The 13,167-nt window shown below is 75.0% G+C and carries 12 protein-coding genes; 6 read left to right on the top strand and 6 right to left on the bottom strand.

Annotated elements, in window-relative coordinates; translation table 11 throughout:
• Positions 1–4 precede the first annotated feature (4 nt).
• The gene (locus QWY28_RS05145) at positions 5–1,336 is read right to left on the bottom strand and encodes a lactate 2-monooxygenase (RefSeq protein WP_300951212.1); all 1,332 of its coding nucleotides are present in this window, start codon (positions 1,334–1,336) and stop codon (positions 5–7) included.
• Between the two features lie 49 nt (positions 1,337–1,385).
• Between QWY28_RS05145 and QWY28_RS05140 the strand changes: the two genes are divergently transcribed.
• Genes QWY28_RS05140 through QWY28_RS05130 form a run of 3 tightly spaced genes read left to right on the top strand, consistent with a single transcriptional unit; the run spans position 1,386 to position 4,697 of the window.
• Positions 1,386–3,680, top strand: a complete 2,295-nt coding sequence (locus tag QWY28_RS05140; RefSeq protein WP_300951211.1) for a DUF6351 family protein — start codon at positions 1,386–1,388, stop codon at positions 3,678–3,680.
• A 29-nt stretch (positions 3,681–3,709) separates the two neighbouring features.
• Complete coding sequence (locus QWY28_RS05135; protein WP_300951210.1) at positions 3,710–4,108, top strand: DoxX family protein; 399 nt, start codon at positions 3,710–3,712, stop codon at positions 4,106–4,108.
• Entirely contained in the window at positions 4,101–4,697 is a 597-nt protein-coding gene (locus QWY28_RS05130) for a GNAT family N-acetyltransferase (protein WP_300951209.1), read from the top strand. Before QWY28_RS05135 ends, QWY28_RS05130 begins: the two co-directional genes overlap by 8 nt.
• 37 nt (positions 4,698–4,734) lie before the next feature.
• On the opposite strand, the gene QWY28_RS05125 is transcribed toward QWY28_RS05130, so the two are convergent.
• The 5 genes from QWY28_RS05125 to dnaB all read right to left on the bottom strand — a co-directional run bounded on the left by QWY28_RS05125 (position 4,735) and on the right by dnaB (position 9,493).
• Positions 4,735–5,871 carry an alpha/beta hydrolase gene (locus tag QWY28_RS05125; RefSeq protein WP_300951208.1) on the bottom strand — a complete coding sequence of 379 codons (1,137 nt, stop codon included), beginning with the start codon at positions 5,869–5,871 and terminating at the stop codon, positions 4,735–4,737.
• Positions 5,872–5,963: 92 nt separating this feature from the next.
• Entirely contained in the window at positions 5,964–6,404 is a 441-nt protein-coding gene (locus QWY28_RS05120) for a hypothetical protein (protein WP_300951207.1), read from the bottom strand.
• Between the two features lie 37 nt (positions 6,405–6,441).
• Positions 6,442–7,458, bottom strand: a complete 1,017-nt coding sequence (locus tag QWY28_RS05115; RefSeq protein ID WP_300951206.1) for a hypothetical protein — start codon at positions 7,456–7,458, stop codon at positions 6,442–6,444.
• Entirely contained in the window at positions 7,455–7,955 is a 501-nt protein-coding gene (locus QWY28_RS05110; protein ID WP_300951205.1) for a SigE family RNA polymerase sigma factor, read from the bottom strand. Before QWY28_RS05110 ends, QWY28_RS05115 begins: the two co-directional genes overlap by 4 nt.
• Positions 7,956–8,074: 119 nt before the next feature.
• Complete coding sequence (dnaB, locus tag QWY28_RS05105) at positions 8,075–9,493, bottom strand: replicative DNA helicase (RefSeq protein WP_300951204.1); 1,419 nt, start codon at positions 9,491–9,493, stop codon at positions 8,075–8,077.
• A gap of 482 nt (positions 9,494–9,975) precedes the next feature.
• Between dnaB and QWY28_RS05100 the strand changes: the two genes are divergently transcribed.
• Genes QWY28_RS05100 through QWY28_RS05090 form a run of 3 tightly spaced genes read left to right on the top strand, consistent with a single transcriptional unit; the run spans position 9,976 to position 13,152 of the window.
• Positions 9,976–11,334, top strand: coding sequence for an MATE family efflux transporter (locus tag QWY28_RS05100; protein ID WP_300951203.1), 1,359 nt, complete (start codon positions 9,976–9,978; stop codon positions 11,332–11,334).
• Positions 11,331–11,903, top strand: a complete 573-nt coding sequence (locus tag QWY28_RS05095) for a hypothetical protein (RefSeq protein WP_300951202.1) — start codon at positions 11,331–11,333, stop codon at positions 11,901–11,903. Before QWY28_RS05100 ends, QWY28_RS05095 begins: the two co-directional genes overlap by 4 nt.
• A gap of 52 nt (positions 11,904–11,955) precedes the next feature.
• Positions 11,956–13,152: a hypothetical protein gene (locus QWY28_RS05090; protein ID WP_300951201.1), complete on the top strand. Its 1,197-nt coding sequence runs from the start codon at positions 11,956–11,958 to the stop codon at positions 13,150–13,152.
• The last annotated feature ends 15 nt before the right edge of the window (positions 13,153–13,167 follow it).

The raw sequence follows: 13,167 nt of genomic DNA, 5'->3' as shown, positions 1-13,167 counted from the left end.
CGGCTCAGGCGAGCAGGTCGCGGGTGATGCCCGCGAGGTCGGTGACCCCGCTGAGCGCCATGGTCAGGTCCAGCTCGGCCATGAGGTGCTCCATGACCGCGCGGACCCCGTCCTCCCCGGCGAGCGCCAGCCCGTAGACCCAGGGCCGGCCGACGAGCACCGCCTGCGCGCCGAGGGCGAGCGCGGTGAAGGCGTCGGCGCCGCTGCGCACCCCGCTGTCGAAGAGCACCGGCACCCGGCCGCCGACGGTGTCGACCACGGCGGGCAGCGCGTCCAACGAGGCGATCGCGCCGTCGACCTGCCGACCGCCGTGGTTGGACACCACGATCCCGTCGACGCCGTGCTCGAGCGCGAGCTGGGCGTCGCGCGGGTCCTGGATGCCCTTGAGCACGATCGGCAGCGAGGTGCGGTCGCGCAGGTAGGACAGGTCCTCCCACGTCAGCGAGGAGCGCGAGAACACGTCGAGGAACGTCTCCACCGCCGCCCGCGGCAGCGGCGAGCGCAGGTTGTCGAGGAACCGGCCGGGGTAGTGCCGCGTCATCGACAGCAGCGCCCGCACGGCCGCCGGCGTCGGCCGGGGCTGGGGGCCCTCGACGGCCGGCGGGTTCGCGGCGCGGTGCTCGACGAGCGAGCGGAAGTGCGGGTCGCTGAGGTACTGGGCGATCCCCTCGGCCCGGGCGAAGGGCAGGTAGGCCAGGTCGAGGTCGCGGGTGCGCCAGCCCAGGACGTGGGTGTCGAGGGTGACGACCAGCGCGTCGCTGCCGATCTCCTCCGCGCGCCGCACGAACGAGTCCACGACGCCGTCGTCCTTGGACCAGTACAGCTGGTACCACCGCGGCGAGTCGCCGAGGTCGCGCGCCACCTCCTCCATCGGCACCGACGCCTGCGTGGAGAGCACCATCGGCACGCCGAGCGAGCGGGCGGCCCGCGCGACGGCGTGCTCGGCCTCGCGGTGGGCCATCTCGAGGACGCCGATCGGGGCGAGGAGGTACGGCGAGGGCAGCCGCCGACCGAACAGCTCGACCGACTGGTCGCGCTCCTCGACGTCGACCAGCATGCGCGGCACGATCCGGTGGCGGTCGAACGCCTCGGTGTTCGCGCGGACGGTCCGCTGCTGGCCGGCGCCCCCGGCGACGTACGACCACGCCTCGGGGCTCATCCGGCGCCGGGCCGCGGCCTCGAGCGCGGCCGGCTCGACCGGCACGACCGGTCGCCGCCCGAAGACGCCCTCGCGGTAGATCCGCGCCTGCACCTCGCGACCCACGCTCGTCGCGGCCTCGACCGCGCGCTCGGCCATCCGGCCCACCCGGGCCACCTGTCCCACCGTCTCGCTCACGGCACTCAGTGTGCCGTGACGTCCCCCACGAGGGCTCGTTGGACGTCGCATGCGGTCCCGCCTGCTCGCGCTCGCCTGCCTGTGCCTGGTCCTCCCGCTGATGGCCCTGCTGCCGCGACCGGCCGCCGACGCGGTGCCGCCCGCGCCGCAGCCGCGGCCGCTCGTGGTGGAGGTGCTGTCCAACCGCGCCGACCTGGTCTCCGGCGGCGACGTGCTCGTCGCGGTCCGGCTGCCGCGCGGCGTGCGCGAGCGGGAGGTGCGCGTGCTCGCGGGCCGGCGCGACGTGACGCGGCGCTTCGCGGTGCGCCGCGACGGGCGGTACGTCGGCCTGGTCACCGGCCTGAGCACCGGGCGGACCACGCTGCGGGTGACGGCCCCGGGCTGGCGCGGCTCCGCGGTCGTCACCAACCACCCCGCGGGCGGGCCGGTGCTGTCCGGGCCGCGCAGCCCCCACTACGCCTGCCAGGAGACCGCGCGGAACGCCCGCTGCGAGGAGCCGGTCCGCTACTCCTACCTCTACCGGTCGACCGATCCGCTGCAGGCGGGCCTCCAGCCCTACGACCCGGCCGACCCGCCGGCCGACGTCGCGACGACCACGACCGACCGCGGGGTGCGGGTGCCGTTCGTGGTGCGCCGGGAGGACGGCTACCAGGACCGCGACCGGTACACGATCCTCACGCTCTTCCGCCCCGGGCGCCCGTGGACCGCGTGGGCGCCGCAGCGCCAGTGGAACCGCAAGCTGCTCGTCACCCACGGCGGCGGCTGCGGCGCGTCGTACACCCCCGACGAGCCGCCCCTGGACGACTACTCCGGCACGATCCCGGCCGTCCCGGGCGTCGAGCCGTCCTACGTCGCCGCCCTGGGCCGCGGCTTCGCGGTGATGTCGACGGCGCTGGCCGACACCGGGCACAACTGCAGCGTCGCGATGAACGCCGAGTCGCTGATGATGGCCAAGGAGCGGCTGGTCGAGCGGTACGGCGAGCTGCGCTACACCATCGGCACCGGCTGCTCCGGCGGCTCGATCGCCCAGCACACCGTCGCGAACGCCTACCCGGGGATCTACCAGGGCCTGGTCACCACCTGCTCCTACCCCGACGTGCTGACCGCGGGGGCGCAGTTCGCGGACTACCACCTGATGCGCCTCTACTTCGAGGACCCGTCCCGCTGGTCCCCCGGCGTGGTGTGGTCGCCGACGCAGATGGCCCAGGTCGAGGGGCACCTCTCCCACCTCAACGCGGTCGTCGCCGACGAGGGGCTGTTCAAGGCGGCCCTGGACCCCGAGCACGCCTGCCCCGGCACCCGCGCGCCCGTCGCCGGCGACCCGGCCACCCGCTACGACTCCGAGACCAACCCCGGCGGCGTGCGCTGCTCGGTGCTGGACCTGATGGTCAACCTCCTCGGCCGCCGGCCGCGCGAGGCGTGGGGCCCGCAGGAGCGTGCGCTCGGGCGCGGGTTCGCGGGCATCCCGTTCGCCAACTCCGGCGTGCAGTACGGCCTCGAGGCGCTCCGCGCCGGGGCGATCACCCCCGCCCAGTTCGTCGACCTCAACGCCGCGATCGGCGGGCTCGACGTCGACTCGGTGCGCACCGACGCCCGCACCACCGGCGACCCCGCGTCGGTGCGCCGCGCCTACCGCACCGGCCTGGTCAACGAGGCGAACCACCTCGACGAGGTCGCGATGATCAACCACGGCGGCCCCGACCCGGGCATCGCCCACGACTACAGCCACGCCTGGTGGACCGAGGAGCGGCTGCTGGCCGACCAGGGCCACACCGACAACCGGGTGATGTGGTTCGGCGCCGTGCCGCTCATCGGGGACCTCGGCTGGGCGACCGAGGCGCTGCTCGCCATGGACCGCTGGCTGGCCCGTGTCGAGCAGGACCGGTCGGCCCGACCGCTCGCCGCGAAGGTCGTCGCCGGGCGGCCCGCGGACGTCACCGACCGCTGCCTGGTCACCGGGCTGGACCCCGTCTGCACCGCGCGCGAGCTCGACGTCCTTCAGACCCGGCTCTCCACCCCGCGCCAGGAGGCCGGCGGGCCCAGCGCCAACGACACCCTGGCCTGCCGGTTGCGCCCGCTGCGCCGCGCCGACCACACCGGCCTCGCCGGTCTCCCGGTGCCGTTCACCGACACCGAGTGGTCGCGGCTGGAGCGCACCTTCCCCGACGGCGTCTGCGACTGGAGCCGCCCGGGGCTCGGGCAGGGACCGGCGCGGACCTGGCTGCGGTACGACGCCCGCGACGGCCGCGGGGCGGCGTACGGCGGTCGCGAGCTGCCGCGTCCGCCCGCCCACTCCGGCGGCGGGTGGGCGAGCCCGGCCTTCGCCGCGCTGCTGCGTCAGTGACGCGGACGGCCCGACGTAGGCTCGGCGCCATGCCGCTCGCCCGCACCGCCGCCCGTGTCGCCCTCGGCTCGATCATGGTCGGCGCGGGGGTGCTGCACCTGACCACGCAGCGCCAGGAGTTCCAGGCGCAGGTCCCCGACTGGTTCCCGGTCGACGAGGACCTCACCGTGCTGGGCTCCGGCGTCGTCGAGATCGGCCTCGGCGCGGCGTTCGTCGCGCTGCCGCGCCACCAGCGGCTCGTCGGCGCGCTGCTCGCGGCGTTCTACGTCGTCATCTTCCCCGGCAACATCGCGCAGTACGTCGAGGGCACCGGCGCGTTCGGCCTCGACACCGACACCAAGCGGTTCGTCCGCCTGTTCTTCCAGCCCCTGCTGGTCCTGTGGGCGCTGTGGGGCGGCGGGCTCCTGGGGCGCCGCTCCCGTGGCTGAGCCCGGGACGCCCCCCGTCGACCTCGCCGCCGTCGCCTGGCCCCGCCCCACCGAACGGCTGCTGCTGCGCCGGGTCACCCCCGCCGACGCCGAGGCGGTCTGGGAGCTGCGCCACCACCCCTCCAGCCACGAGTGGCTCACCTCCGGGCCGCCGGACCGCGCGACGTACGTCGCGGAGTTCGACCGCCCCGAGCGGCTCGACCACCTGCTCGTCGTCGAGCGCGACGGCGTGCTCGTCGCCGACCTGATGCTGCGGATCACCGACGCCTGGGCGCAGGCGGAGGTGGCCGAGCGCGGGCTGGCCGTCCAGGCCGAGCTCGGCTGGGTCGTGCACCCCGAGCACACCGGCCGGGGCTACGCCACCGAGGCGGCCGCGGAGATGCTGCGGATCTGCTTCGAGGACCTCGGCCTGCGGCGGGTCACCGCCGCCTGCTTCGCCGAGAACACCGCGTCCTGGCGGATCATGGAGCGGCTCGGCATGCGCCGCGAGACCCACGCCGTCGCCGACGCCCTGCACCGCTCCGGCCGGTGGCTGGACAGCTACGCCGACGCGATCCTCGCCGAGGAGTGGCGCGCCGCTCGCGGCTGACGAACCCCGGGCGGGCCCGGCCGGGCCGGGCTTCGGGTCAGAGGCTCGGGCGGACGTCGGCGAGGAACGCCAGGACGGCCGACCGGACACGACCGGCGCGGGCCTCGAGCGGCAGCGCGCTGCCGGCGCCCGCGAACGTGCGGGCGGTGACCCGCTCGCTGCGGGCGAAGAGGGACTCCGCGGCCGACTGCCCCAGCGGGCGGACGCGGGCGTCGCGCGCGCCGGACAGCGCCAGCACCGGCGCCTCGACGGCGCGCGCCGTCAACGTGGCGGTGCCGACCCCGGCGAGCAGGCTCGACACGTCACCGCACGGGGTCGGGTTGCGCCGGGCGGTCGCCAGGCGACGTACCCGCTCCGAGGCGCTGGCGAAGAGCAGCGAGCGGTACTCCGCAGCCGTCGCGCCGTACGCCGAGTACCCGTCGCCGCCGAGGCAGCGGCCCAGCTGCTCGGTCACGACGGCGAGCGCCTCGGTGGTGGGCGTCGCCGTCGGCGCCGACATCAGCACGAGGCCGGCGACGTCGTCGAACTCCGCGGCCTCCAGCTGCGCGACCGTCGCGCCCGTGCCGTGGCCGTGGACCACGACGTGGGTGGCGTGCGGCGGGCGACCGGCGCCCGCGCCGCCGTCGGTGAACCGGTAAAGGCCGGCGTAGAGGTGCTGGATGACCTGGTGGAGCATCGAGGCCTGCGCGCCGAGGCAGGTGGCGGTGCCGTCGGCCAGCGGGCTGCGGTCGTACCCGAGGCGGTCCAGCACCAGCGAGGTCTCGCCGCGGCGGGCCAGGTGCCGGGCGTAGTCGACGCCGGGGGCCTGTCGGAGGTTCCAGAACCAGGCGCCGGTGCCGGCGTCGTGCACCAGCACGTTGACGCGCAGGACCGGGGAGGCCCCGGAGAGCGCGCGCCGCGGGCCGACGAGGCGCCCGCGCAGCTCGTAGGCCTCGCCGTCGGAGCTGCAGAGCGCGGTCGTCGTGTTGGCGTTGCTGACCTCGAAGGCGACCTCGCGGCTCCCGACGCGCCTCCCCGCCTGCTTGCCCGCCTGCTCGCCCGCCTGCTTGCCGGCCGGAGCTGCAGCGGTGCGGGCGGGCTGACCCTCCGCTGCCTGGGCCGGGACGGCGAGCGGGCTCGCCGCGAGCGCGAGCCCGGCGATCCCGGCGAGGGCGGAGACGAGGCGCGGGCGCATGCTGTTGAACGTAGTTCAATTGCCTCGGTGTCGGACAGACCGCCGGTATGTGACCTTGCGGACAACCCGGCGCGGTCCGCCCCGGGCGCCGGTCAGCCCTGGCAGGCGGTGACGTCGGCGGCGTACTCCGGGTCCTGCGCGATCCCCCCGCCGCCCGAGTCGCTGATCTCGCCGTCGAGGCGGGCCCAGAAGCGGTCGCGGTACGCCGCCAAGCCGGCGCCGTCCACGCACTGCAGGACCATCCCGGGGTCGATGCCGCCACCGGGCTCCTTGCAGCCGGCGTAGTCCGCGGGCAGCGTCTCCCCCGCCACCCACACCTCGGCGCACCCCGGCAGGCTCGCCACCAGCTCGGCGATGTCGGTGGTGCTCGGCGACGGCGAGCCGTCCGGTCGGGCCGTCGACCCGCTCGACGCGGTCGGCGAGCCGCTGGTGCTGGGTGCGGCCGCCGGCTCGTCACCCCCGTCGTCGGAGCACCCGACGAGGGCGAGCAGGAGCACGGCGGTGACGGCGGGGGCAGCGGGTCCGCGACGCATGGCCCGCAGGGTAGTGCGGCTCGCCGGCGCCCGGGACCTATCCGACCAGGGGCACGGGCCGCTGCTCCGGCACCACGGTCACCGGAAGCCCGAGCGCGTCGGTGAGGTCGGCCTCGAGGGCGGCGCGGTCGGCGATCGGCGGCACCATGCCCACGACCAGCCCGGATCCGTCACCGCACGGCGAGGCGGAGGACCAGTCCTCGCGCAGGCCGCGCTCCACCAGCACGACCTCGAGCCGGCGCTGCGCCTGACGGATGTCGTCCCGGGAATGGGCGACCTCCTCCACGAGCACCTCCACGCCATCGGGGCGCACCCCGGCGAGCGCCTGCACCTGCGGTGGCGCGGGGCGCTTCCACCGGACCACCACCGCGCCGACCTCCGGCGCGACCACCGGGCCCGCGTCGCCCGGGAGGTCCCGGGTCGCGCGGCGCACGTCGGCCAGCGCCGGGCCGAGCAGCCACTGCAGGACCTGGCGGACCTGCCCGTCGGCGTCCACGCCCGTCCCCGCGGCCGCCGGGTCCCACTCGTACACGTGGGCCGCCCCCGCCGTCCGGAGCCGCTCCACGACCTCGGGGTCGGCGAAGTGGTCCAGGTCGCCGCCGTCGTCGACCACGAGGGCCACCACGCCGAGCGGGGTGGGCGCGGCATGGCGGACCTGCACCGAGCTCATCTCCAGCAGCCGCCGCACGACCCGCTGCTGCTCGGCGAGGTCCGCGAGGGTCGTGCTCCGCCGGGGCGCAGCGACCTCGGTCGAGCACCCGGCGCCCGCCACCGCCGACGGCGAGGACGACGGCGAGGACGACGGCGAGGAGGCCGCGACGTCCGGCTCCGTCGTGCGCCGGTCGCCGCCGGCACCGCTCCCGGCCAGCGCGGAACCCGCCACGGCGACGGCGGCCACCAGGCCCGCCGTGCCGACGACCGCACCGGCCGTACGCCGCCGGCGGGACCGTCGTACGCCGGCGTGGACCGTGCCCGCGGCCCGTGCCGTCGGCCGCACGGCCCGCGACATCCGTTCCATCTCCTCGCGAAGCCGGTCCTCGTGGGGGTCGCTCATCGCTGCTCTCCGATCTGCTCGGGGGTCTCCTCGCGGGCGGCCGCCCGCTCGCGCATCCGGGACAGGCCCCGGGAGAGGTGGCTGCGCGCGGTGCCGACCGAGCAGCCGAGCCGCTCGGCGATGCCGGCGTGGTCGAGGTCCTCGAGCACCCGGAGCACGACCGCCGCCCGCTGCTGCGGCGTCAGCGTGCCGAGCGCCTCGACGAGCCAGGGCTCCACCTCGTCGACGACCTCCACCGGAACCTCGCGCTGCGGCACCGCCCCCGGCAGCAGCTCGCGCCGCAACCGGCGGGTCCGGTCGACGTCGAGGCGGACCAGCACGGTCCGCGCGTAGCCACCGGGGTTCTCCGACCGCAGCCGCCGCCAGCGCACGCCCACCCGGGTGAGCGACTCCTGGACCAGGTCCCACGCGTCGTGCGGGTTGCCGGTCAGGGCATGCGCGAGCCCGAGCAGCCGAGGCGTCTCCGCCTCGACGAACTCCTCGAACGACCCGTGCACGCCGGCTCCCCTCTCGCGTCCTGCCCCCCTTCAACGGACGGTGGGGTCAGAACGTTGAGACGCGTCCGGCGCTCTCGCCGCTCCCCTGGCGCGAGGAGGCGCCGGTCAGCTCGATCGCATCAGTGCGCCATGTCGACGAAGCGCGAGTAGTGGCCCTGGAAGGCGACGGTGATGTCGCGGGTGGGGCCGTTGCGGTGCTTGGCGACGATGAGGTCGGCCTCGCCGGGGCGGGTCGACTCCTTCTCGTAGACGTCGTCGCGGTGCAGCAGCACGACCATGTCGGCGTCCTGCTCGATCGAGCCGGACTCACGCAGGTCGCTCATCATGGGGCGCTTGTCGCCGCGCTGCTCGGGGCCACGGTTGAGCTGGGAGAGCGCGATGATCGGGATCTCCAGCTCCTTGGCCAGCAGCTTGATCTGGCGGGAGAACTCCGAGACCTCCAGCTGGCGCGACTCGACCTTGCGGCCCGAGGTCATCAGCTGGAGGTAGTCGATCACCATCAGCTTCAGGTCGTGGCGCTGCTTGAGGCGCCGCGCCTTCGCCCGGATCTCCATCATCGTCATGTTCGGGCTGTCGTCGATGAAGATCGGCGCCGAGGAGACCTCGCCCATCTTGCGGGCCAGCTTCGCCCAGTCGTCGTCGTTCATGTTGCCGTTGCGGATGTGGTTGAGCGGCACCTTCGCCTCGGCCGACAGCAGGCGCATGGTGATCTCCGAGCGCGTCATCTCCAGGCTGAAGAAGACGCTCGTGAGGTTGTTGTGGATCGACGCGGCCCGGCAGAAGTCCAGCGCCAGGGTCGACTTGCCCATGGCGGGACGCGCCGCGACGATGATCATCTGGCCCGAGTGCAGACCGTTGGTCAGGTCGTCGAGGTCCGCGAAGCCGGTGGGCACGCCGTACAGCCCCGCCTCGCGGTTGCTGATCGCCTCGATCTCGTCGAGGACGCCGTCCATGATGTCGGCGAGCGGGACGTAGTCCTCGCTCGAGCGGCGGTCGGTGATCTGGTAGATCTCCGCCTGCGCCCGGTCGACCACGTCGTCGACGTGGCCCTCACCGGCGTACCCGATCTGCACGATCTTCGTCCCCGCGTCGACCAGCCGCCGCAGGATCGCCTTCTCGCGCACGATCTCGGCGTAGTACGCCGCGTTCGCAGCGATCGGGACGTTGGCCGAGAGCGTGTGGAGGTACGGCGCGCCGCCGATCCGCTGGAGCTCGCCGCGCCGCTGCAGCTCGGCCGCGACCGTGATCATGTCGACCGGCTCGCCGCGGCCGAACAGGTCGATGACCGCGTCGTAGATCGTCTCGTGGGAGGGCCGGTAGAAGTCCGGGCCGCGCAGCACCTCGGTGACGTCGGCGATCGCGTCCTTGGAGATGAGCATCGAGCCGAGCACCGACTGCTCGGCCGCCATGTCCTGCGGCGGCGTGCGGTCGCCGGGCGCGGAGGGCCGCTCGCCGGGCGCGTACGGCGCGGGGCCGTCGCCCCACTCCTCGAACGGCGGCTCCGGGACCCCTCGCGTGTCCGACTCGGCGATGCTCACTGGTCCCCTCCTGCGCGCTCGTGACCGGTCCTGCGGTGCCGGCGCCCGACGGTCCGGCCGGCTCCCCCGCACGGTAGGGAGGAGCACCGACATCGGTCCGCGACCCCCGGACCGTACGTGGCCGGACGGCACCGGCGACACCACCTTGTCCACAGGTCCTGGGGATAACCGGGGAGAACCCGTGGAGGACACGCGACGGACTGTGCACAGCATGGGGACCGCCCTGTGGAGACAGCGCCCCGTCCACGCGGTCGCACCGCGCTGACCTGCGGAAACGAATCGCGGACGATGTGGAGTGAAATCAGTCGGCCACCAATTCGGTTCACCTCCCGACCACCCGTCGGTCACCGGGTGGTTTGTCGACAAAGCGGCCCGGCCCCGGGGTATCCACAGACAACCCGGGGTTTTCCACCGCTTCCTGCGGACTACCCGCGTAGGGGTCAGTGGCGGATCATGGCCCTTACCAGGACTACCCTGTCCGGGTGCGCCGACCCGAGGACGTGGCCCTGGACCACGAGATCCTGCGGCTGGCCCTCCCCGCGTTCCTCGCCCTCGTGGCCGAGCCGATGTTCCTCCTGGCCGACGCCGCGGTCGTCGGGCACCTCGGGACGCCCGAGCTCGCCGGCCTCGGCGTCGCCGGGGTGGTCCTCCAGACGGCCGTCGGGCTGTGCGTGTTCCTCGCCTACGGGACGACCGCCGCGGTGGCGCGCCACCTCGGCGCGGGCGACACCCGCGGTGCGCTGGCCCAGGGCATCGACGGGGTCTGGCTCGCGGTCGTCCTCGGCGTGGTGGTGACGGCGATCGGCGTGGTGCTGACCGACCCGCTGGTCGCGCTGTTCGACCCGAGCCCGGCCGTGGCCGAGCACGCGACGACGTACCTGCGCATCGCCTTCCTGGGCACCACCCCGCTGCTGGTCATGCTCGCCACGACCGGCGTGCTGCGTGGGCTGCAGGACACCCGGACCCCGCTCGTCGTCGCCGTCGCCGGCAACGCGCTCAACATCGTCCTCAACGTGGTCCTCGTGTACGGCCTCGGCGGCTGGGACGGGCTCGGGCTGGCCGGCTCGGCGATCGGGTCGGTGCTGGCCCAGGTGGCCAGCGCGGCCGCGCTGCTGGCCGTGGTGGTCCGCGGCGCCCGCCGCGAGGGCGCCGGCCTCGCGCCCGACTGGCGCGGCATCCGGGCCGCGGGCCGCGCCGGCGTCGCGCTGGTCGTGCGCACGCTGACCCTGCGCGCCGCGCTGCTCGTCACGACGTACGCCGTCACGATCGGCGCGACCGGGCGGGACCAGGAGGTCGACCTCGCCACCCACCAGCTGGCGATGACGCTGTGGACGTTCCTCGCCTTCGTGCTCGACGCGATCGCGATCGCCGCGCAGGCCATCACCGGCCGCCACCTCGGGGCCGGCGACGTCGCCGCCACCCGCGCCGTCACCGACCGGATGGTCCGGTGGGGCATCATCAGCGGCGTCGTCACCGGGCTGCTGCTCGCGGCGGCCAGCCCGGTCCTCGGTCGCCTGTTCACCGGCGACGCCGCCGTGCAGGACCTGCTGGTGCCCGTCCTCGTCGTCGCCGCGCTCGGCCAGCCGGTCGCCGGCGTGGTGTTCGTCCTCGACGGTGTGCTGATCGGCGCCGGCGACGGTCCCTACCTGGCCCGCGCAGGCCTGCTCGTGCTGGTCCTGCACGCGCCTGCGGTGCTGGCCGCGACGCTGCTGGACGGTGGCCTCGTCGTGGTGTGGGCGGTGTTCGCCGCGGTCTTCATGGGCGCCCGCCTCGTCGTGCTCCTCCACCGCGCCCGGGGCGACGCCTGGCTGGTCACCGGCGTCCGTAGCCTGACCCCGTGAAGCCGCTGCAGTCCGTCGCCATGGGACTGCTGGTGGTCGGGCTGACCGCCTCCTTCGGGGAGTACGACGCGTTGCCGGACCCGCTGGGCTGGGTGCTCGTGCTGGTGGGCCTCGTCCGATTCCCGGCCGGCCTGGAGCTGCGGCCGGTCCTGCTGGGGCTCGCCGCGCTGGCCGGCGCGGTCGCGGTGCCGCTGTGGGTCCCGTCCGTCGGCGAGGCGCTCGAGGAGGTCGACGACTCCGTGGCCTGGGCGCTGACCCTGCCGCAGCTGGGCCTGGTCGCGCTCCTGTGCCACGTCCTCGCCCGTCGCGCGACGGCGGCCGCGGACCTCCCGGCCGCCCGGCGGCTGCGGCTCGCGGTGACGCTGACGGTGGCCGTCGCCGCCCTGCCGGTCCTGGTGCTCGGCGTCGGTGTCGCCGCGCTCGCCGCGCCGACGGGCGCCCTCGCGGTGCTCACGCTGCTGTTCGTCATCTGGCAGCTGTTCGCCTGCTCTGGGCGGGCCTGGGCCGGGGCGCCGCCCGCGGCCGGCCGATCCGGCGAAAGCCCAGCGGCCGAGCGGTCTGGACCATAGCCTCGAGGACCCCCATCCGTTGTCCTCCGCAGGAGAGAGAGGGAGTCCCCCCATGCCCACACCCCGACGTCTGCGAGGACTCGTCGCCCTGCCCGCGGCGGCACTGCTCGCGTCGCTCGTCACCCTCGCCGGCCCGGCCGCCGCGCCGGCGCTCGCCGAGCCCGGCTGCCTGAGCGAGGCGCCAAGCAACCAGACCCGCTGCGACGACACGGTGCCGCCCGAGACGGTCCTCGGCGGGGTCGCACCCGCGCCCCAGACCGACCAGGCCTGGGTGAGCTCGGACCGGGTCCAGCTCACCTTTGGCGGGCGGCACACCGACGGCGACACGGACCCCATCGCTTTCGAGTGCCAGTTCTACCCGACCCGCACGGCGCCGGCGGCCTGGACGGCGTGCTCCAGCCCTGCGACGTACGCCGTCCCCGACGAGACCGGGCCGGACCTGGTGCCCTACACCTTCCGAGTCCGCGCCGTCGACGCCGCCGACCACGGCCTCGACGCCACCTCACTCTCGGGCTTCGACTGCCTGCCGATCGTCTGCCAGCGCCCGACCGCCGACCTGGAGGACAGCGACCAGTCCCCGGCCTCGGTCCAGGTCCGCGTCGACCGGACCGCGCCCTCCGGCTCGGCCCGGGTCAACGGCCTGGCCGACGAGGAGAACCCGGAGTGGCCGATGATCACCTCCCGGACGCTCCAGGTCGTCCTCGGCGCCAGCGGCAGCCAGGACCGCAGCCCGGTCGGCTTCTCCTGCACGCTGAACCAGGCGCCCGTGCCGTGCGCCGCCGGCACCACCGACCTGCGCAACCTGCCCCCGGGCGACCAGCGCTTCGAGGCCGTCGCCCGCGACGCCGCCGGCAACGTCGACCCCAGCCCGGCGGTCGTCAAGTTCTCGGTCCCCCGCAACCTGACCGCGCGCAAGAACAGCGGCTGGAAGGTCGTCCGCCAGGGCGGCTACTTCGGCGAGGACTTCCTGCAGACCACGAAGGTCGGCGCCCTCGTCTCCGCCCCCGGCACGAACGTCCGCGAGCTGCGGCTGATCGCGCCCCGCGGGCCGAAGCTCGGCAAGGTCGAGGTCAAGATCGGCCAGAGCATCTGGCGGACCGTCAACCTCAAGGGCGCGACGTACGAGCGGTTCCACGTCTACCAGGTCCGCGACCAGTTCGACCCGCTGGTCAGCGGCACCATCCAGGTCCGCGCCAAGAAGATCGGCCGCGGCGAGTCCGTCCGCATCGACGCGGTCCTCGCGCACTGAGCCCGGGCCCGGGCT

Source organism: Nocardioides oceani (genome assembly GCF_030412965.1).
Classification (GTDB): Bacteria; Actinomycetota; Actinomycetes; order Propionibacteriales; family Nocardioidaceae; genus Nocardioides; species Nocardioides oceani.
This window is presented reverse-complemented; position numbering and strand designations above follow the sequence as displayed.